The following is a 20,103-nucleotide window of genomic DNA, read 5'->3' as shown; positions in this document are numbered from 1 at the left end:
CACCGACGCCCAGGACCTGCTCACCCCGGCGTAACCAACCGAGCCTCGTACGCGAACACCGCCGCCTGCGTCCGGTCCCGCAACCCCAGCTTCACCAGGATGCGGCTGACATGCGTCTTGATCGTCGACTCGGCGACCACCAGGCGCTCCGCGATCTCGCCGTTCGACAAGCCCTGGGCGATGAGGACCAGCACCTCCGTCTCCCGCTCGGTGAGGTCGCCGTACGCCGCCTGCTGGGCCGTGGGCATCAGCCGGGGTGACTCGGACAGCTTCGAGAACTCCGTGATCAGGCGGCGGGTGACCGAGGGGGCGAGCAGGGCCTCGCCGGCCGCCACCACCCTTACGCCGTCGGCCAGTTGGCGGGCCGAGGCGTCCTTGAGGAGGAAGCCGGAGGCGCCTGCGCGGAGGGCCTGGTAGACGTACTCGTCGAGGTCGAAGGTGGTGAGCACCAGTACCTTGGCCGTGCTGTTCGCCGCGACGATCTCCCGGGTCGCCTCGATGCCGTTCATCTCCGGCATGCGGATGTCCATCAGGACCACGTCCGGGGCGAGTTCACGCACCCGCTCGACCGCGTCGCGGCCGTTCACCGCCTCGCCCACGACCTCGATGTCCGGCATCGCGTTCAGCAGGACCGAGAAGCCCTCGCGGACCATCATCTGGTCGTCCGCGATCAGGACCCGGATCGTCATGCGTCACCATCGCTCGAAGCCGCCATCGGGACCGGGAGGAACACCGTCACCTCGTAGCCGCCCTCGTCCGTCCGGGTCGCCGTCATCTCGCCGTTGAGCATGGAGACCCGCTCGCGCATCCCCGTGATGCCGTGCCCCGCGCCCGGTGACGGCTTCACCAGACTCGGTTCGGGCATCGGGCCGTTGACGACGCGCAGCCCCAACCCGCCCAGCACATAACCGATTTCGACGCGCGCGCTCGCGCCGGGCGCGTGCCGCAGGGTGTTGCTCAGCGCCTCCTGCACGATCCGGTACGCCGACAGCTCGACGCCCTGCGGGAGTTCACGCACCGCGCCGGTGACGACCTTCTCGACGACGAGCCCCGCATCCCGCACATTGGCCAGCAGCGCGTCGATGTCGGCGAGGGTGGGCTGCGGGGCGTCCGGTGCCTCGTAGTCCTCCGCGCGTACGACGCCGAGGACGCGGCGGAGTTCGGTCAGGGCCGCGACCGCGTTCTCCCGGATGGTGACGAACGCGCGCTCCAGTTCAGGGGGCGGGTTCTCCACTCGGTAGGGCGCGGCCTCCGCCTGGATGGCGACCACCGACATGTGGTGCGCGACCACGTCGTGCAGCTCGCGGGCGATCGTCGTGCGCTCCTCCAGGAGCGTGCGCCGGGAGCGTTCGTGGGCCGTGACCGTCTGCTGCGCGGTGACCTCCTGGTGGGCCTCGCGGCGGATGTGCCGGATGGTGACGGCGAGGAGGGCCAGCGCGGAGAGGAACAGCATCTCCAGGGTGTCCGTACCGAAGGCAGCCCCGTACGGGAAGACGGCCGGCGCCAGGATGCCGTACACCGCCGTCAGCACCCACATCCACACCGCCGTGCGCGGCCTGGTGCGTACCGCCACGATCGTGAGCACCAGCAGGTGGCAGGCGAAACTGCCGGGCCGCCACGGCCACTCGCCGCCCCAGGAACTCCCCAGGTAGGTGGCGACCGGCGTCGCCGCCATCGACAGCCAGAACGCGATGACCGGCCGCACCATCGTCAGCAGGACCGGGGCCAGGGCGAGCAGGCCGAGGAACAGATTGGGACCCGCGCCACGGAAGCCGTCGTTCGAAGCGATGAACATCGCGAGGAGACCGCCCGCGGTGATCAGGGCGTACGGCGCCCAGGGCGCGTACTCGCGCAACCGGCCCGGCAGCCTGCGGGTGAGCGGGCCGTCGGTGCTCATGCGCGGCAACGGGCGGTAGGCGAAGGCGTCTTGGAACAGGTCATGTCGCAGCCCGCGCAGGGCGTCCACTGCCGCCCGGAACTCCGGGCTGCGCGTCTTGTACAGCTCGAACGCGCCTTCCGGCGGCGTCGTCTGCGTCTGGGTCGTCTCGGTCACGTTCGAAACGGTAGGCGGAGGGACGGGCCGCCGTCGTCACCTGTGAGACGGGTCCTGGTCCGTCCGTCTCAAGTACTACGTACGGGAACGACCGGGCGCCCCGGCCCCGCTCACCACGCCAACTGCGCGATCTCCTCCGCCACCACCGCGCACGCGTCCGCCACCGGGTCGATCAGCGGGAAGTGGCCGACGTCCTCAAGGAGCGTGAGGCCGACCACCTCGCCCGACTTGGCCGCCGCGTCCGCGTACGACTCGGCGACCGCCTGCGGGACGGTGGTGTCGGCGCGGCCCTGCACGAGCGCGGTCGCGATGCCTGTGGGGAGCAGGAGCACGGGGTCGGCGTACGGCAGTCGCTCGGCGAACCTGGCTTCTCCGCCGAGGAGTTGACCGGCCGCTCCGCCGCACACCGCGAGTTCCTCGGCGACCGTGAAGTCGGCGATCGGGGCGAGCGCGATCACCCCGCGCAGCGCGGCGGGGGCGTCGGTGCGCCAGGGCGCGTCCTTCGGGAGGACGTGCCGGGCCGCCGCCCACAGCGCGAGATGACCGCCCGCCGAGTGACCGGTGATCACCGTGCGGCGCCGGTCGGCCTGCGGCAACGCCTCCCGTACGAGCGCGGGCAGCGCGTCCAGTGCGGCGGCGATGTCGTCGAAGGTGTCCGGCCAGCGGCCCGCGACCGGGCCCGCGCCACCCTGCGCGGGCAGCGCCGCCCCGCGCCGGTACTCGACATTGGCCACCGCGAACCCGCGGCGGGCCAGGAAGTCGGCGAACGGGGTGATGTGACGGCGGTCGTAGGGCGCGCGCCAGGCGCCGCCGTGCAGGACGACGACCAGCGGGACCGCCTCGGCCGGCACCCGCTCGCCGCGCGGGGCGTAGAAGTCGATCACCTGGTCGGGGTGGTCGCCGTACGCGGCGGTGCTGTCGGGGTCGACGGCGGGGTGCGAGAAGGCGGACTCCTCTTCTGCGGCGGCACGTGCGGCAGCGGCGTCGTCCGGCATGCTCCAACCTCTCAGCGACAGAACGGATTTGGACAGAACGGGATGCGGCGACCAGAAGAGAGACACGCAGAGAAAATCGGCCGTTGGCGGGACGCTATCAGGCCGATGACGTGCACGGAGACCGCGTTTGTCACGCTCGGTGAGGCTTAAACGGTTCTGCTGTTTCGTTACGCTGACGCCGTGCCCGTCACGGCACCCCGTCAGCACGCCAAGGAGACCGCCATGTCCGTCGAATCCGGACCCGCGCCCGAACCCGGCACCCTGCGCCCCGGCGGTCGCACGGCACGTGTCCGTACGGCGGTGCTGCGGGCCGCCGGTGACGTGCTGGCCGAGCAGGGCGTCGACCGGCTCGACCTCTCGGACGTGGCCCGGCGGGCGGAGGTCGGCAAGACCACGGTGTACCGGCGCTGGGGTTCGGTGACCGCGCTGGTCGCGGACCTCCTCGTCGACATGGCCGAACAGTCGCTGCCCCGCCAGGAGACGGGCTCGCTCCTCGGCGACCTGCGCGCCAACGCCCTGCTGGTGCAGCGCACCCTCGCCGATCCGCGCCAGGGCGCCCTGTTCCGCGCCGTCATCGCCGCCGCGACCTGCGACGCCCGTACGGCCGATGCCCTGCGCCACTTCTACGAGGTGCGGGTCGCCGAATGGGCACCCTGCGTCGAACAGGCCGTGGCGCGCGGGGAGTTGCCTGTCGGCACCGACGCCTCCCAGGTCGTACGGGCCGTGTCGGCGCCCCTCTACTACGAGTTGCTGACCACCGGCACCGCCCCGGACGCCCCCGCCGCGGAACGGGCCGCGCGCGCCGCGCAAGTCGCCGCCGCAGCAGGGGTGTTCGTGACCGGGGACGGTCTACCTCAGTAGCTCACCGAGTACCCGGGCCGCACGCTCCACGTCCCCGAACCCGACGTACAGCGGCGTGAAACCGAACCGCAGCACGTCCGGGTGCCGGAAGTCGCCGACCACACCCCGCTCGATCAGCCGCTTCATCACGTCACCGGCGTCCGCACAACGCAGCGCGACCTGGCTGCCGCGCTCCGCGTGGTCCACCGGAGTCACCGACTCCGCCCGCCCGGAGGGGACGTAGGCCGCCACGCACTCCAGGAAGAAGTCCGTCAGGGCGAGGGACTTGGCGCGCACGGCCTCGACGGAGACGCCATCGCCGTCCCACACCTCCAGGGCGGCTTCGAGGGCGAGCATCGACAGGATGTCCGGCGTGCCGACGCGACCGCGCAGCGCGCCCGCCGCCGGTTCGTAGGCGGGCCGCATGCCGAAGGGTTCGGCGTGCGAGTTCCAGCCGGGCAGCGGTGAGTCGAAGCGGCTCTGGAGATCGGCACGCACATACAGGTACGCGGGTGAACCCGGGCCGCCGTTCAGGTACTTGTAGGTGCAGCCGAGCGCGAGATCCACTCCGTGCTCGTCGAGTCCGACCGGCAGGGCGCCCGCGCTGTGGCACAGGTCCCAGACGGCGAGCGCGCCCGCCGCGTGCACGGCGGCGGTGAGACCGGGCAGGTCGTGCAGCCGGCCGGTGCGGTAGTCGACGTGGTTGAGGAGCACCGCCGCCGTACGGTCGCCGAGCGCACCCGGCACCTCGGCCGGGGTCACCGGGCGCAGCGTGCAGCCGGTCATGCGGGCCGCCGACTCGGCGATGTACCCGTCCGTGGGGAAGGTGGTGGCATCGACGACGATCTCGTCCCGACGGCCGGAGCCGGAGTCCCCCGCCATCCGCACGGCCGCCACAAGTGCCTTGAAAACATTGACACTTGTGGAGTCGCCGACGACGATCTGGCCGGCCGCCGCCCCGACCAGCGGGGCGATCCGGTCGCCGATCCGCTCGGGCGCGGTCCACCAGCCGCTCTCGTCCCAGGAGCGGATGCGCAGTTCGCCCCACTGCCGGCGGACGACGTCCTCGACCCGGCCGGGGACGGACGCGGGCAGCGCGCCGAGCGAGTTCCCGTCCAGATACACCACGTCATCGAGGATGAACTGCGAACGCACGCCTGCCAGTTCATCAGCGGCATCCAACTTCTCTGCCCTGATCGCGAGTTCGAGTTCGGGTTCAGACATGGGAGCGCGCCGTCCACAGCTCGGGGAAGACGTTCTTCTGCGCGCGCTTCTCCAGCCAGGCCACTCCGGCGGAGCCGCCGGTGCCGGTCTTGGCGCCCATGGCGCGCCGGGTGGCGACCAGGTGATCATTGCGCCATCGCCACACCAGCTCGGCGACATCGGTCAACGCCTCGCCCAGCCGGGCGAGTTCGTCGTCCGCGTCACCGGAGTAGAGGTCGGTCCACACCGTCTCGACGGCCTCGGACGGCTCGTAGCGCAGCGACACGTCGCGGGTGAGCACGGCTGCTGGGACGGTGTGCCCGCGCCGGTCGAGGAGCCTCAACACCTCGTCGTAGAGGCTCGGTTCGTGCAGTGCCTTCTCCAGCTCGGCGTGCACGCGGGGGGCGCCGCGGTGCGGGACGAGCATGGACGCGGATTTCTCGCCGAGCAGGAACTCCATACGGCGGTACATCGCCGACTGGAAGCCGGAGCCCTCGCCGAGGGCGGAGCGGTAGGAGTTGAACTGGGCCGGCGTGAGCTGGCCGAGGGGCCGCCAGGAGGCGTTCAGTGCCTCCAGTTCCCGTACGGAACGCTTGAGCGCGTCGATCGCGACCGGCACCCGGTCCTCGCGCAGGGCCCGCGCGGCGGTCTCCCACTCGTGCACGATGACGGTGAACCACAGCTCCATCACCTGGGTGGTGACCAGGAAGACCATCTCTCCGGGGTCGTCGGAGCGGAGTGCTTGGAGGTGGGTGAGGACGTCCGCCTGGACGTAGTCCTCGTAGGGGGTCGTCCCCTGGAAGTCGAGATGCGGGGCCTCGGGCTCCTGAGTTTCCTGAGCCGGTTGGGACATCGCTGTCTCCTGATGCGTACTCCGGGTAGCGGTCCGCCCCTGCCGTTATCGACAGGGGGCCCCGGTCCCCACCGGGCATCTTCCACAATCGTCCCCCGAGACCGCAAGGTCCGCCTGGTCACACCAGGCGGACCTGCATCAATGCCCCCGGGCCACTAGCCGAGCGTCTGGGCCGCCGTGGGCGAGGAGTCCTTCAGGAACTGGCTGCACCGCTGGTACTCCTCCTGCTCCCCGATCGCCTGCGCGGCGCGCGCGAGGGCGTGCAGGGCGCGCAGGAAGCCGCGGTTCGGCTCGTGCTCCCAGGGCACCGGGCCGTGGCCCTTCCAGCCGTTGCGCCGCAGGGAGTCCAGGCCGCGGTGGTAGCCCGTACGCGCATAGGCGTACGACTCCACGACGCTGCCCCGCTCGAAGGCGTCGTCGGCCAGCAGGGCCCAGGCCAGCGAGGAGGTCGGGTACTTCGCGGCGACATCGGCGGGCGCCGTACCGCCCGCGAGGAGGTCGCGCGGGCCGGGGTCTTCGGGGAGATGGGTCGGGGGCGGGCCCCCGAGGAGGTTCTCGTGAATCGTCATGGGTTCCAGTCTCCCCCAGGGACGGCGATTGCCCGGCATCCAGGCCATGGCCCGGCATCCAGCCGTCGCCCGGCACCGGGCCGCTGTCCCGGGTCGAGATGCTCCCTCCCGAGCCGGGGCTCCAGCGGCGGCGCCGTGAGCGACCCGTGCGTGCGCACTTCTCCGGACGGCCTTCGCCCACGTCGAGCCTTCGCCCCGCATCGAGCCGTTGCCCCACATCGAGGCCGCAGCCCGGCACCACTCCGCTACCCGGCCCCGAGCTACCCGAGGCTCCAACGGCGGCGCCGTGAGCGACCCCCGCGTGCGCGCTTCCGACGGCCGTCACCCCACACCGAGCCCACGCCCCACATCGAGGCCGTGCCCCGGCACCACACCGCGAGCCGGCCTCCAGATACCCCTTCCCCTCCCAGGACTCCAGCGACGGCGCCGTAAACGACCCCCGCATGCGCGCTCCGGACGGCCGTCACCCCACACCGAGCTTCGCCCCGTATCGAGGCCATGGCCCGGCACCGAGCCGCTACCCCGCCTCCAGACGCCCCCCTTCCCCACCCGAGGCGCCAACGGCGGAGCCATGATCGCCGCCCGTGCGTGCGGCACTCCGGGCGACCTCCGCCCCGCAGCGGGCCGGCACCCCACACCAAGGCCACGCCCCTACCCCGCCTCCAAACGCCCCTTCCCCACCCGAGGCTCCAACGGCGGAGCCGTGATCGACCCATGCGTAAGGCACTCCGGGCGACGACAACCCGGTGCCGGGCGCCGTACGGTCGCGTAGGCCAGGATCGCGCCCAGGACCAGTACGGCCGCGCACAGGGGCATCGCGCGGCGGAAGGCGTCGTCGAAGGCGGATGCCGAGCGGTACGCGTCCGGGCCCATGCCGGCGAGCAGCGGGAGCGCGGCGACCGCGATCAGGCCGGCCGCTCGGGCCGCCGCGTTGTTGATGCCGCTGGCCAGGCCCGCGCGGGCGGTGTCCACGGAGGCGAGGACGGTGGCCGTGAGGGGGGCGACCAGGGTGACCATGCCGGTGCCCATCACCAGGAGGGCGGGCAGTACGTCGGTGAGGTACGAGGCGTTCGGGCCCACGCGGAGCATCAGCAGCATCGCCGCGGCACAGAGGAGAGGGCCGACCGTGAGCGGGATGCGGGGGCCGATGCGCTGGGCAAGTTCGCCGGAGCGGGCCGAGAAGAGGAGCATCAGGGCCGTTGTCGGGAGCAGGGCCGTGCCGGCCTGGAGCGCCGAGTAGCCTGCCACGACCTGGAGTTGGAGCGCGGCGAGGAAGAAGAAGCCGCTGAAGGCCGCGTAGACGCAGACCGTGACCAGGTTGACCGCCGTGAACTGGCGGGACGCGAAGATGTCGAGCGGCATCATCGGATCGGGGCGGCGCTTCTCGACGTAGACGAAGGCGACGCCCGCGACCAGGCCGGCGACGGCGGTCACCGCGACCACCAGCGAACCGTTCCGCGCCTCGATCAGCGCGTACGTCACCAGGGCGAGCGCGATGGCGCCCAGCGCCGCGCCGAGGACGTCGAAGCCGCCGTGCTTGCGGCCGTCCGCGGACTCGGGGACGTGCCGCAGGGCGATGGGTGCGCAGAGCAGGGCCAGCGGGACGTTGATCAGGAACACCCAGCGCCAGCCGGGGCCGTCCACCAGCCAGCCACCCAGAAAGGGACCTACGGCCGCGCCGATGCCGCCGAAGCCGGACCACAGGCCGACCGCCCTGGCCCGGTCGTCGGGGTGGAAGGAGGCCTGGATGAGGGCGAGGGAGCCGGGGGTCAGAAGCGCTCCGCCGACGCCCTGCAAGGCGCGCGCGGCGACCAGGACACCCGCGCCCGGCGCGAGCCCGCACAGCAGGGAGGCCGTCGCGAACCAGACGACACCCAGGACGAAGATCTTGCGGCGGCCGTAGCGGTCGCCGAGCGAACCGCCCAGCAGGATCAGTCCGGCCAGCGTGAGCATGTACGCGTTGACCGTCCACTGGAGAGCGGCCAGGTCGGCGTCGAGATCGCGGCCGATGCGGGGCAGCGCCACATTGACGACGGTGGAGTCCACCATGGCCATGCTGGAGCCGAGCACCGTGGTCAGCAGGATCCATTTGCCTTGCGGCGAGGCGAGCCGGACGTCGGACATGCCCCAGGTATACAGCGAGCCCGGCGCTATCAACAGCGCCGGGCTCGTCGTGAAAGGCGGTTACTTGATCCGCGTGCCCGTGGAACGCAGGTTCGCGCAGGCCTCGGTGACGCGCTCGGCCATCGACGCCTCGGCGAGCTTGCCCCAGGTGCGCGGGTCGTAGGTCTTCTTGGAGCCGACCTCGCCGTCGACCTTCAGGACACCGTCGTAGTTGCGGAACATGTGGTCCGCGACCGGGCGCGTGAACGCGTACTGCGTGTCCGTGTCGAGGTTCATCTTCACCACGCCGTTCTCCAGCGCGGTGGCGATCTCCTCCGCCGTGGAGCCGGAGCCGCCGTGGAAGACGAAGTCGAAGGGCTGCGAACCGGCAGGCTTGCCGTACTTGGCGGCGATGCCGTCGTTCAGCTCCTTCAGGAGCTCGGGGCGCAGGACGACGTTGCCCGGCTTGTACACGCCGTGCACGTTGCCGAAGGACGCGGCCAGCAGGTAGCGGCCCTTCTCGCCGAGGCCGAGCGCCTCGACCGTACGGACCGCGTCGTCGACGGTGGTGTAGAGGGAGTCGTTGATCTCGTGCGAGACACCGTCCTCCTCGCCGCCGGTCGGGGTGATCTCCACCTCAAGGATGATCTTCGCGGCGGCGGCGCGGGCCAGCAGCTCCTGCGCGATGGCGAGGTTGTCGGCGAGGGTCTCCGCCGAGCCGTCCCACATGTGCGACTGGAACAGCGGGTTGCCGCCGGCCTTCACGCGCTCCTCGGAGACGGCGAGCAGCGGACGGACGTAGCCGTCGAGCTTGTCCTTGGGGCAGTGGTCGGTGTGCAGCGCGACGGTGACCGGGTACTTCTCGGCGACGATGTGCGCGAACTCGGCCAGGGCCACGGAACCCGTGACCATCTCCTTGCTGTACTGGCCGCCCAGGAACTCGGCGCCACCCGTGGAGATCTGGACGATGCCGTCGCTCTCGGCCTCCGCGAAGCCGCGCAGCGCAGCGTGCAGGGTCTGGGTCGAGGTCACGTTGATGGCCGGGTAGGCGAACTTGCCTGCCTTCGCCCGGTCGAGCATCTCGTTGTAGACCTCGGGGGTTGCGATGGGCATCTGTCCGCTCCTTGGTATGTGCGGGTTGGCGATCTGCGCGATCTGCGATCTGCGTACTACGGCCCTGACCTAGACCTTGAGTGCGACGTCGTCGTCGTGCCCATCTTTCCAGACATGGCCGGTTGGTCGGACCTGCCGTCTCGACCTGTGGATAACGCCTGTGGACAACGGCCTGTGGACAACTCGGGCCGACGCGGTCAGTCCAGGTTCAGGTCGTCCTTGGAGTACGCGAAGAGGTACGGCACTCCCGCCCCGGCCTGGATCTTCTCGGCGGCGCCGGTCGCCCGGTCCACGATGGTGGCGACGCCGACGACCTCGGCACCGGCCGCGCGCACGGCCTCGACGGCGGTGAGCGGGGAGCCGCCGGTGGTGGAGGTGTCCTCGACGACCAGGACCCGGCGGCCCGCGATCTCCGGGCCCTCCACCTGGCGCTGCATGCCGTGCGCCTTCGCGGCCTTGCGGACGACGAAGGCGTCCAGCCGCTGTCCGCGCGCGGCGGCGGCGTGCAGCATCGAGGTGGCGACCGGGTCGGCGCCCATGGTGAGGCCGCCGACCGCGTCGAAGTCGAGGTCCTCGGTCAGGTCCAGCAGCACCTGGCCGACGAGCGGGGCGGCCTCCCCGTCGAGGGTGACGCGGCGGAGGTCGATGTAGTAGTCCCCCTCCAGACCCGACGACAGGGTCACCTTGCCGTGCACCACGGCCTTGTCCTTGATCTGCTGCAGCAGCGTGCCGCGTACGTCTGTCATGCCTGTCAGCTTAAAGGCGTGTCCAGGCCCAGGTCATCGTGGCTTCCAGGGGCTCGATCGGGGTGACCAGGCGCGGCAGGGTGTTCAGGCCGTTCGGCGGGCCGGTCTGCGGTTCCACGCAGACGGCGGCCTCCTGCTCGTCGTAGACGACGACCCACTGCTCGGGGCTCGTCACCTTCAGCTCCAGCTGCCCCGGCCAGGTCAGCGTGACGTCGACGCCGTCCGGCATGCCGAAGCAGTCGTCCCAGGGGCCGGGCTTGATGTCGACGCGGTTGCCGGTGGGCAGGTGGTCGTCGCCGCGCTCCTCCTGCCAGGCCGGGCTGAAGTCGACCCGCACGTCCTCGCCGCCGAGGCTGCGGTGGAACCACGGGTGCCAGCCGATCTGCGCCGGGAACGAGTCGTCGTAGGCCTCCACCGCCATGGTGAGCGTCAGGGCGTCGGCGGTCAGCGCGACGGCCTGGGTGACGCGGCCCGGGAAGGGCCACGGCTCGACGAGGTCGTACGTGATGACCGCCTCGTCGGCCGTCCTGCGGGCGGTGCGCCAGGCGCCGTCGCGGACCGTGCCGTGGATGGCGTGCGGCGGGGAGTTGAGCGGCATCTGGTGGACGGTCCCGCCGTCCAGGAACCGGCCGTCGCGGGTCCGACCGCACCAGGGGACCATCGGGAAGCACCCGAACTTCTCGCCCTGGCGCAGGAGTTCGGTGCCGCCGACGCGGAGCCCTCCGATACGGCCGCCGTTGCCCGGCTGCACCGTCACCTCCGCGTCGCCCGCGGTCAGCGTGATCTCTTCGTTACTCACGGCACGACCCTACTGGGCGGATCAACGGCGCTTGCGCAGCACCCTGTTCACCACGATCGCCGACGCCAGGACCAGTGCGGCGGCGGGCGCCGCCCAGCGCAGGGTGGCGTTCGCCGAGACGGTCTGCGGCGCGGGGACGGGGGCGTAACGGCCGCGCGGCGGCGCGTGGTCGACCTCCTCGGCGCTGCGGCCGATCATCGTGCGGCGCGCGTGCGCGGCTTCGGCGGGGGGCTGGGTGGTCTCGTCGAAGGTCTCGGAGACGTGGAGTTCCTCGATGACATCCGGAATGTCCACATCCGGACCGACCAGATCCACGTCGTCCACATCGTCTACGTCGGCGGCCTCCGCGACATCTGCGACCTCCGCGACACCGGCGACCTGCTCCGGCTCTTCGGCCGGCTCCGCGCCCAGGTTCTCCGCGAACCGGTCCAGCAGTCTGGTCGTCGCCGCGCGCACCGCGTCCGGCGCCAGTTCGGTCACCCGGCCGTCCGCCGTCGCCCTACCGTCGAAGGCGAGGGTGGAGCCGCCGTCCGACTCGCGCACGCGCAGGGTGAGGGCGAGTTTCACGGAGCCGGTGCCGCGGGCCTCGGTCGCGTCGCCCTCGACGGTGTGGGAACCGTCGTCCTGGGCGGAGATACGGAGGGTTCCCCGGTAGGTGATGGAGTGGCTGCCGACGCGGACCTTCAGCCGGCCGGCCACGGGTTCCGTGCCGGCGTCCTGCTGGAGGCCGGGGACGGCGCGGGCGACCCGGGCGGGGTCGCTCAGCGCGGATCGCAGCCGCTCGGGTGGAACCGGAAGGTACACCTCATGCTCCATCTTGCCGAGCCTACCCAGTGCGGGCGCCTTCCGGGGCTGCGAATCACACCCCTCGGTCCGCCCCCCTTCGGTTCACACCCCTCAGTACCGCGGGTGCACCAGCGTCGAAGCCGCCAGCCCCGGTACCCACGTCCGCTCCGCCGCCCGCTCGTCCGCCGCCAGCCCCGTCTCCGTCAGCGTCCGTAGCCGTGGTCCCCGGGGATCGAGCCGCAGCTCCGGCCGCTCCGCGTCCCGGGTCGCCAGCACGAATCCCCAGTCGCGCGGGCCCCGGGACGTGCCCGTCGTACGGTCGGGGCCCGCCGCGAAGCCCGGGGCGCGGCCGCCGACGCGGTAGGGGACGGGATGCAGGCCGGCCGCGCGGACGGTGGAGACCACGGTCCAGAAGACGCGGGGCCGGGAGGAGACCGGTCCGGCGTGCACGACCAGGCGGCCCCGGTCGGTGAGGGCGCGGCGGGCGAGGCCGTAGAACTCCTGGGAGTAGAGCTTGGTGCTGGCGGTGATGCCGGGGTCGGGGAGGTCGGCGATCACCACGTCGTACGTCCCCGGGCGGACCCCGCGCAGCAGGTCGAAGGCGTCGCCGGTGGTGACGTGGACGCGCGGGTCGTCGTAGACGTGGTCGTTGAGCGCGGCGAGGGCGGGGTCGCGGCGGGCCAACCGGACGACGCCCGGGTCGAGTTCGTCGATGTCGACGCGGCGCACGCCCCGGTGGCGCAGCACCTCGCGGGCGGCGAGGCCGTCGCCGCCGCCGAGCACGAGCACGCGCGCGTGCGGGCCGTCCATGGCGGGGTGGACGAGGGCTTCGTGGTACCGCCGCTCGTCGCGTCCGCCGACCCGCAGGCGGCCGTCGAGGAAGAGGTCGAGGGGGCGGCCGTGGTCGCCGCCGGTGAGGACGACCTCCTGGACGCCGGTCTGGAGCGCGACGCGGACGTCCTCGCCGTAGACCGCCTGCCGCGCGGCCCGCTCGAAGTCGTCGACCAGGACGGCGGCGGAGGCGAGCAGGCCGAGGACCGTGAGGTTGGCGATCACCAGGAGCCAGCGGCCCCGGCGGCTGAGGTCGCGGCGGAACAGGCCGAGGACCAGACAGCCGCCGGCCACCACGTTGACCGTGCCGGTGAGCAGGGTGCCGGTCAACTGGCCGAGGAAGGGGAGGAGCAGGAAGGGGAAGGCGAGGCCGCCGACCAGGGCGCCGACGTAGTCCGCCGCGAAGAGGTCGGCGACCGCGCCGCCCGCGTCCTGGCGGCGGATGCGCTGGATCAGCTCCATCAGCAGCGGGACCTCGGCGCCGATCAGCAGCCCGATGGCGAGGGAGAAGGCGACCAGGAGACAGCGCGGGCCCTGCGCCCACGGGCCGCCCCAGTTCCCGGTCCAGGCGAAGACCGCGTACAACGCCATCGCGCTGCATCCGCCGATGAGCGCGAGGGCCGCCTCGACCGCGCCGAAACCGGCCGCCGCGTGCCAGCGCAGCCGCTTCGCGGCGAGCGAGCCGATGCCCATCGCGAAGACCATCACGGACAGGACGACGGACGCCTGGGTGACCGAGTCGCCGATCAAGTACGAGGCGAGGGCGACGAGTTCGAGTTCGTACACGAGTCCGCAGGCGGCGCAGACGAACACCCCCGCGAGCACCAGGAACCGGCCCGTGCCCGGCCGTACGGGCAGCCGCGCGGGGCCTGCCCACGGCGGCTGCGTACCCGGCCGGGCCGGCGCGTGCGGTTCGATCACGCTGCGACGTTACGTCACAAGACGGGCACGCTTCGTCACCCACACGTGTGGAATGTGTTTACACCGGCCCGGGACGGTGTCGCCCTGTGATGGCTGGTACGGCTCAGGCGAGGGACAGCACCGAGTGCCCCAGCGGCACCCGTACCCCCACCCGTGTCCGCGTCGCCACCAGCTGGCCGTCCTGCGGATAGGCGTGCCAGGTGCGCCAGTGCACATGGCCTTCGTGGCGCTGGGCGAGCATCGCGGTGAAGGCGTGCGGGCTGCCGGGGAAGACCCCCGCCAGTCCGTTGGGATGGTCGGCGACCAGGGCGAGCAGTTCCTGGGCGCGGCCCGCGAACTGCCCCGGGGACAGCACTTCGACCCGGGCCGCGAACTCGTACTCCCAGTCGCCGATCCGCTTGGCGACCCCGAGCGGCAGCGGTGTGCTGGAACCCGGCATGCACGCGACCGTCTCCGAACAAACGCCCCGCTCCTCGTCCAGGAGTACCTGGTGGGACGCGCCGAGCAGTCTCAACTGGAGCTTCGCACCGGTGAGTTCGAGGTCGAGGGTGGCCAGGGCGGGAAGCGGCTCGCGCCCCAGGGCCCAGGCGAGGTCGGCCGCGCGCGTATCGGTGTAGGAGGTCTTCAGGGTCGTGAGCATGGATCGGCTCCGCAGGCACGCAAAGAAAGGGGAGTGTGGGGTCCGGCGCAGCCCGGTCGACACCGGGAGTTCGGCCTGGTCAGCCCAGTCAGGAGACAGTGTCCGCAGGACTTCCGAGGGGCCGCGTTGGTGATTTAGAGGGAATCATGAGCGGTGGCGCCACCACAGCGTTTTTACCCAACTTCGTGGGGTTTCCATCCCTCAGGGGGCTCCACAGCTCAACTGTTCAACCAGGGCGTACGCCCAGGAGTGTCAGGCGCGCGCCGGAGCGCCCGCCGGAAACCCTCTCCCGGCGGGCGCCACGACCCCGGACACCGGCCTTTCCACGACGCTCAGCTGCCCCCGCCGCAGCCGCCTCCGCCCCCGCAGGACGAACCTCCGCCGCACGACGAACCGCCGCCGCAGGACGAGTGCCCGCCGCCGCATGAGTGATGGCCGCCCCCATGGTGGCTGCCCCCGTGGTGCCCGCCCCCGGAGGACGAACCGCCGTCCCCGGCCCACCAACTGCTGCTCGTGCCGGCGGCACTTCCCCCGTACGCCCCGCCCCGCCGGCCCGATCCCCTGCCGATCCTGCTCTTACGACCCGCGGAGGCGATGGCCCCCACGAAGACGACCGCGATCACCGCCAGGATGACGAAGAAGAACATGACGTCACCCTCCTTCCGATTCCCCCGAAGCGGCCCCCCGTGGGCGCCCCGGTTGGTGCGTGAAGCAGGGATGCCCGGCCCGTTCGACCGCCAAAGCAGAGTTGAGCAAGTCCAGAGCTTGGGCGCAGGATGACGGGCATGACCTCCAGCGCACGCCCCCTCCTCAACCGCCGGCTCGCCGAGTTCGGGACGACGATCTTCGCCGAGATGTCCGCCCTGGCGCTGACCACCGGGTCGATCAACCTCGGCCAGGGTTTCCCCGACACGGACGGCCCCGAGGAGATCCGGGAGGCGGCGGTGCGCGCGCTGCGCGACGGACGCGGCAACCAGTACCCACCGGGCCCGGGCGTCCCCGAGCTGCGCACCGCGATCGCCGCCCACCAGGAGCGCCGCTACGGCCTGTCCTACGACCCCGACACCGAGGTCCTGGTCACGGCGGGCGCGACGGAGGCGATCGCGGCGGCCCTGCTGGCGTTGCTGGAACCCGGTGACGAGGTCGTCGCCCTGGAGCCGTACTACGACTCCTACGCCGCCTGCATCGCGATGGCGGGCGGCACCCGCGTCCCGGTCACCCTGCGCCCGCACTTCGAGGAGGGAGCGCGCTTCCGCCTCGACCTCGACGAACTGCGCGCCGCGATCACACCCCGCACCCGCCTCCTCCTGATCAACACCCCGCACAACCCGACCGGCACCGTCCTCACCCGCGAGGAACTCGCCGCGATCGCCGAACTGGCCGTCGAACGCGACCTGTTGGTGATCACCGACGAGGTCTACGAGCACCTGGTCTTCGACGCGGCCGAGCACATCCCGCTCGCGACCTTCCCGGGGATGCGGGAGCGCACGGTGTCGATCGGTTCGGCGGGCAAGACGTTCTCGTTCACGGGCTGGAAGGTGGGGTGGTTGACGGGGACGCCCGCGCTGGTGACGGCGGTCCGCTCGGCGAAACAGTTCCTGACATATGTGGCGTCCGGCCCGTTCCAGTACGCGGTGGCGGAGGCGCTGTCCCTGCCCGACTCCTACTTCGACGCCTTCCGCGCGGACATGTTGACCAAGCGGGACATCCTGGCGAAGGGCCTGACGGACGCCGGCTTCAAGGTCTTCCCCCCGGCCGGCACGTACTTCATCACCACCGACATCAGCCCCCTCGCCACCCCCGACGGCGTCACCTTCTGCCGCGCCCTGCCCGAACGCGCCGGCGTCGTCGCCATCCCGAACGCGGTCTTCTACGACCACCGGGATGCGGGCGCGCCCTTCGTTCGGTTCGCGTTCTGCAAGCGGGTGAGTGTGCTGGAGGAGGCGGTGGAACGGCTGCACAAGGCGTTCGCCCGCTGACTCCGCCTGCCTGGAACCCCGTTGGATTCCGCCCCCGAACACGCTTACAGCCCCACACCCCCGGGGACAACCGCTGGGAACGGGGGTGGTCGTGATGCCAGGTGTGGAACTGGCGGAATTGATAGCGCAGTTGCGGGCGGAGCTCACCGAGGCCATGCGGGCCGGTGAGAGCGCCGGGCTGCGGTTCGAACTGGGGCCGGTCGAGCTGGAGTTGGCGGTGGAGGTGGGCCGAGAGGTCGGTGGCGGGGGCAAGGTCAGGTTCTGGGTCGCGGAGCTCGGCGCCGACGGCAAGGTCTCCCGGACCGCGACCCAGCGGATCAAACTGGTCCTGGATCCCCGGCAGACCGGCGGCGCACCGGATCGCGGACCGCTGATCTCCGGCGAGGAAGTCGACGGCGAGCGATGAGCTCCGAGGGCCTGGACCGGGCGCGGGTCGCCGAGTTGGTGGTGATCCACGCCAACGGGCGGCGGCGCGGGTCGGGTTACCGGGTCAACGGCGAGGCCGTGCTGACCGCCGCGCATGTCCTGGAGGACGCCGTGTCCGTGCGCGTCCGCTTCGAGCCCGATCTGCCGGGAGAGTGGACGGTGGACGCGCTGTCCTGGTCCGCCGACGACGCCTCGGACCTGGCGGCCGTACGCATCGCGCCCCGCCCGGACGAACCGGCGCCGGTGCAGGCCGGTTACGGGCGGATCGGGACGCGGGCCGCCCAACTGCCGGTGCAGGCCGTGGGATTCCCCCGCTGGAAGCTGCGCGGCGGCACCGGAGCGGGCACCACGGCGTCCGCCTCCACAGGCTGGTTCAGGGACAGCGCGCACGTGGTCGGCACCGTGGCGCTCCTGTCGCACTGGCGGGAACACACCCTGGAGGTGGTCGTCTCCGCCCGGCCCGCCCTCCTCGCCCCGGGCACGGGCGGCGCGGTGTCACCGTGGGAGGGCATGTCGGGGGCCGCGCTGTGGGCGGAGGACCGGATCGTCGGCGTGGTCACCAAGCACCATCCGGGCGACGACCTGGGCATCCTGACCGCCGCCCGCCTCGACCTCACCCTCGACGAACTCGCCCCCGACGTACGGGAGTTGCTCCAGGCCCCCGTGCAGCCGGCCCAACTCGCCGACGTCGTACGCCCCCTCGACCAGGCGGACGAGGAGTTCACCGACCGGTACCGCGCCTTCGTGGCCCGCACCCTGAACCGCTTCGAGTTCTTCGGCGTGGACCCGCGCGGCATACCGCGCCGCCACACCTTCGCCACCGGCTACGTCCCCCTGACGGTGGGCCCGCGTGACACCGGCGACGACCCGAAGAACGCCGTGACCGCCGGAGTCCGCGCCGACCAGGCACTCGGCGCCCAGGAACGCGCCCTGGTGCGCGGGGTGGCCGGCTCGGGCAAGAGCACCCTGCTGCGCTGGCTCGGCGTGCGCGCCGCGCGGGCCGGGGCGGACACCGGGGACCCCGCACCGGTGCCGTTCCTCCTGGAGCTGGCCCGGTTCGGCGGCGGGCGGCCGCCCTCCCTCGACCAGTTGATCGCCCCCGTGCTGCGCTCGGGGATGCCGGAGGGCTGGGTGGACCGCATGCTGGCGGCCGGCCGCGTGCTGCTGCTCCTCGACGGCCTGGACGAGATACCGCCGCGCGAACGGGTGCATGTCGAGGACTGGGTGGACGAGCACGTGGACACCCACCCGGGCACCCGCTGCATCGTCACCACCCGCCCCTCCGTCGTAGCCGAACAGTGGTGGGCCGACCGCGGTTTCCAGCGCTACGACCTGCTGCCGATGAGCCGCCACAGCATCGACCAGTACGTCCACTCCTGGCACGACGCGGCCCGCGACGACCAGCCCGCCACCGCCCTCGGCGACGAGGTGCGCAGGGAACTGACGCGCTGCGAACGGCAGTTGCTGATCACCCTCTCCAACCGCCCGGCCCTGCGCGGAATGAGCGACAACCCCCTGCTGTGCGGACTGCTCTGCGCCCTGCACCTGGAACGCGCCGAGCACCTCCCGGAAAGCCGTAAACAGGTCTACGACGCCGCCCTGGACCTGCTGTTGGTGCGCTGGCCGTATCTGCGGCGCAGGCACCGTGCGGCGGACGACGGCGAGCGGGCCGGGTCCGGGGCCGCCCCGGAGGCCCAGGCCGCGGAACCCCCGCTGCGCGGCGAGGGGATGACGAAACTCCTCCAGCGGATCGCGTTCTGGCTGGTCACCAACCGCCAGATGGTGCTGACCCCCGAACTCGCCCGCCGCCGCGTCCAGTCGTCCATGGTCGGCCTGCGCGGCGACGGCGACCCGGAACGGGTGTTGCAGTACCTGGCCCATCAGAGCGGAGTCGTACGCGAACAGCCGGACGGGTCACTGGAGTTCATCCACCGGACCTTCCGCGACCACCTCGCGGCGAAGGAGGTCGTCGACGAGGACAACCTCTCCCTGCTGGTGGACAACGCCGACAAACCGCACTGGCACGACGTGGCGGTGATGGCGGGCGCTCACGCCCGGCCCTCCGAACGGATGTGGCTGCTCCAGCAGTTGCTCGACCGCGGCCGCGACGAACCCGGCCACAAGGACGCCCTGTTCCTGCTCGCGGCGGCCATCCTGGAGCAGACCGACGTCCTCCCGCAGCGGGACGAGGGCTCGCCCGACGTACGCGACCAGGTCAACGACGACCTGGCCGTACTGATCCCGCCGCGCGACCGGGGCGCCGCCGACCAGCTCGCCGCGGCCGGTCCTTTCGTCCTCGACCTGCTGCCCGACCCGCGCCACATCACCGACGAACAGGCCGTGCTGGTGGTGCGCGCGGCGGCCCGGATCGCGGCCCGCTGGGACAACCCGGCCGGCGCCATCGAGAAGATCCTCCAGTACGCCGTGCCCGGCGCCCCGCCCCGGGTGATCAACGAACTGCTGGAGGCGTGGGGCCGGTACGGGGACTACGAGACATACGCGCGGGACGTGCTCAGCCAGATCGACTTCAGCCGGTTCGACGTCGAGCTGCAGAACGGCCGCCGCATCGACCACATCAGCCACCTCAAGTCCATCGTCACGCTGACCCTGCGCAACAGCGTCTTCGACCTGACCCCGCTCACCGAACTGCCCCGCCTGCGCCGGCTCACCCTGCGCGACAACGACATGACCTCGCTGCGTCCCCTCGCTCCGGGTCCTCGTCCTGGACCGGTGCGCCCGAAACGCCGGCGCCCGCCCCGTGGACCTGTCCCCGCTCCGCGAGACACGCCTCTCCAGGCTCGTCATCGAGGGCATCACCACCCGCGTCGACCTCGCCGGCCTGTCCGGCGTACGGCTGGACAGCCTGCGCCTGGAATCCCGCCCGCGCGACCTGGACCGCCTCCCGGCCGGGCTGCGGGTACGCCATCTGAGCCTGGTCTCCGGCGCGCGCAGGATCCGCTTCGACGAGGTGGAGGGCGTCCGCTCGGTCGTCGTGGACTGGTCACCGGAGGCGGACCTGCCGGCCATGACCGCCGCCCTCCCGGACCTGCGCCGCCTGGTCCTGCGCCAGGTGCCACCGGGCACGTCGGTCCCCCCGCTCCCCGGCATCCGGGTCACCGCCTGCGGTTCCTGACCCGGGTGGCGCCCGGCCCCCGTTCCGGTACGCGGTGACGAAGTGGGCGGGCGGCCGTCCCGTCACGCCGCCACGCCGGACGCGTCGAAAGCGCACCCGCCCGGGCGCGCCCT

18 protein-coding genes are annotated in these 20,103 nt (G+C 72.1%); 4 read left to right on the top strand and 14 right to left on the bottom strand.

What is annotated here, in order from left to right; all coding sequences use genetic code 11:
• Positions 1-20: 20 nt before the first annotated feature.
• The 3 genes from AB0M63_RS13025 to AB0M63_RS13015 form a co-directional block, all read right to left on the bottom strand.
• The gene (locus tag AB0M63_RS13025; protein WP_366019393.1) at positions 21-689 is read right to left on the bottom strand and encodes a response regulator transcription factor; all 669 of its coding nucleotides are present in this window, start codon (positions 687-689) and stop codon (positions 21-23) included.
• The gene (locus tag AB0M63_RS13020; RefSeq protein ID WP_366019392.1) at positions 686-2,053 is read right to left on the bottom strand and encodes a histidine kinase; all 1,368 of its coding nucleotides are present in this window, start codon (positions 2,051-2,053) and stop codon (positions 686-688) included. Before AB0M63_RS13020 ends, AB0M63_RS13025 begins: the two co-directional genes overlap by 4 nt.
• 110 nt (positions 2,054-2,163) lie before the next feature.
• Positions 2,164-3,048 carry an alpha/beta hydrolase gene (locus AB0M63_RS13015; protein ID WP_366019391.1) on the bottom strand — a complete coding sequence of 295 codons (885 nt, stop codon included), beginning with the start codon at positions 3,046-3,048 and terminating at the stop codon, positions 2,164-2,166.
• 222 nt (positions 3,049-3,270) lie between these two features.
• On the opposite strand from AB0M63_RS13015, the gene AB0M63_RS13010 reads away from it, so the two are divergent.
• Positions 3,271-3,909 carry a TetR/AcrR family transcriptional regulator gene (locus AB0M63_RS13010; RefSeq protein WP_355917839.1) on the top strand — a complete coding sequence of 213 codons (639 nt, stop codon included), beginning with the start codon at positions 3,271-3,273 and terminating at the stop codon, positions 3,907-3,909.
• Here the strand turns inward: AB0M63_RS13010 and kynU are convergent.
• The 11 genes from kynU to AB0M63_RS12955 all read right to left on the bottom strand — a co-directional run bounded on the left by kynU (position 3,898) and on the right by AB0M63_RS12955 (position 15,099).
• On the bottom strand, positions 3,898-5,112 hold the full coding sequence (gene kynU / locus AB0M63_RS13005; protein ID WP_366019390.1) for a kynureninase: 1,215 nt from the start codon (positions 5,110-5,112) through the stop codon (positions 3,898-3,900). The two genes, AB0M63_RS13010 and kynU, sit on opposite strands and share 12 nt — an antisense overlap.
• Positions 5,105-5,944, bottom strand: a complete 840-nt coding sequence (locus AB0M63_RS13000) for a tryptophan 2,3-dioxygenase family protein (RefSeq protein ID WP_355917833.1) — start codon at positions 5,942-5,944, stop codon at positions 5,105-5,107. Before AB0M63_RS13000 ends, kynU begins: the two co-directional genes overlap by 8 nt.
• Before the next feature lie 155 nt (positions 5,945-6,099).
• Positions 6,100-6,513, bottom strand: coding sequence for a DUF3151 domain-containing protein (locus AB0M63_RS12995; RefSeq protein WP_355917830.1), 414 nt, complete (start codon positions 6,511-6,513; stop codon positions 6,100-6,102).
• A 651-nt stretch (positions 6,514-7,164) separates the two neighbouring features.
• Positions 7,165-8,637, bottom strand: a complete 1,473-nt coding sequence (locus AB0M63_RS12990) for an MFS transporter (protein ID WP_366019389.1) — start codon at positions 8,635-8,637, stop codon at positions 7,165-7,167.
• 60 nt (positions 8,638-8,697) lie between these two features.
• Positions 8,698-9,729, bottom strand: coding sequence for a class II fructose-bisphosphate aldolase (fbaA, locus tag AB0M63_RS12985; RefSeq protein WP_355917824.1), 1,032 nt, complete (start codon positions 9,727-9,729; stop codon positions 8,698-8,700).
• 197 nt (positions 9,730-9,926) lie between these two features.
• Positions 9,927-10,475 carry an orotate phosphoribosyltransferase gene (pyrE, locus tag AB0M63_RS12980; RefSeq protein WP_366019388.1) on the bottom strand — a complete coding sequence of 183 codons (549 nt, stop codon included), beginning with the start codon at positions 10,473-10,475 and terminating at the stop codon, positions 9,927-9,929.
• Between the two features lie 10 nt (positions 10,476-10,485).
• The gene (locus AB0M63_RS12975; RefSeq protein ID WP_355917818.1) at positions 10,486-11,274 is read right to left on the bottom strand and encodes an aldose 1-epimerase; all 789 of its coding nucleotides are present in this window, start codon (positions 11,272-11,274) and stop codon (positions 10,486-10,488) included.
• Positions 11,275-11,295: 21 nt separating this feature from the next.
• Positions 11,296-12,090: an SRPBCC domain-containing protein gene (locus AB0M63_RS12970; protein ID WP_366019387.1), complete on the bottom strand. Its 795-nt coding sequence runs from the start codon at positions 12,088-12,090 to the stop codon at positions 11,296-11,298.
• Positions 12,091-12,171: 81 nt separating this feature from the next.
• A complete protein-coding gene (locus tag AB0M63_RS12965) occupies positions 12,172-13,812 on the bottom strand; it encodes a polyamine aminopropyltransferase (protein ID WP_355917812.1) in 1,641 nt (546 codons plus the stop codon).
• Between the two features lie 103 nt (positions 13,813-13,915).
• Positions 13,916-14,452, bottom strand: a complete 537-nt coding sequence (locus tag AB0M63_RS12960; RefSeq protein WP_355917809.1) for a DUF2617 family protein — start codon at positions 14,450-14,452, stop codon at positions 13,916-13,918.
• A gap of 332 nt (positions 14,453-14,784) precedes the next feature.
• Complete coding sequence (locus AB0M63_RS12955) at positions 14,785-15,099, bottom strand: hypothetical protein (RefSeq protein ID WP_366019386.1); 315 nt, start codon at positions 15,097-15,099, stop codon at positions 14,785-14,787.
• Positions 15,100-15,228: 129 nt separating this feature from the next.
• Here AB0M63_RS12955 and AB0M63_RS12950 point away from each other — a divergent pair, with 129 nt between their 5' ends.
• The 3 genes from AB0M63_RS12950 (at position 15,229) to AB0M63_RS12940 (ending at position 20,028) form a co-directional block, all read left to right on the top strand.
• Positions 15,229-16,431, top strand: coding sequence for a pyridoxal phosphate-dependent aminotransferase (locus AB0M63_RS12950; protein ID WP_366019385.1), 1,203 nt, complete (start codon positions 15,229-15,231; stop codon positions 16,429-16,431).
• A gap of 94 nt (positions 16,432-16,525) precedes the next feature.
• The gene (locus AB0M63_RS12945; protein ID WP_366019384.1) at positions 16,526-16,837 is read left to right on the top strand and encodes a trypco2 family protein; all 312 of its coding nucleotides are present in this window, start codon (positions 16,526-16,528) and stop codon (positions 16,835-16,837) included.
• Positions 16,834-20,028, top strand: a complete 3,195-nt coding sequence (locus AB0M63_RS12940; RefSeq protein WP_366019383.1) for an NACHT domain-containing protein — start codon at positions 16,834-16,836, stop codon at positions 20,026-20,028. The genes AB0M63_RS12945 and AB0M63_RS12940 overlap by 4 nt, the downstream gene beginning before the upstream one ends.
• Positions 20,029-20,103 lie beyond the last annotated feature (75 nt).

This window comes from Streptomyces sp. NPDC051576 (genome assembly GCF_040681835.1).
GTDB lineage: Bacteria > Actinomycetota > Actinomycetes > Streptomycetales > Streptomycetaceae > Streptomyces.
This window is presented reverse-complemented; position numbering and strand designations above follow the sequence as displayed.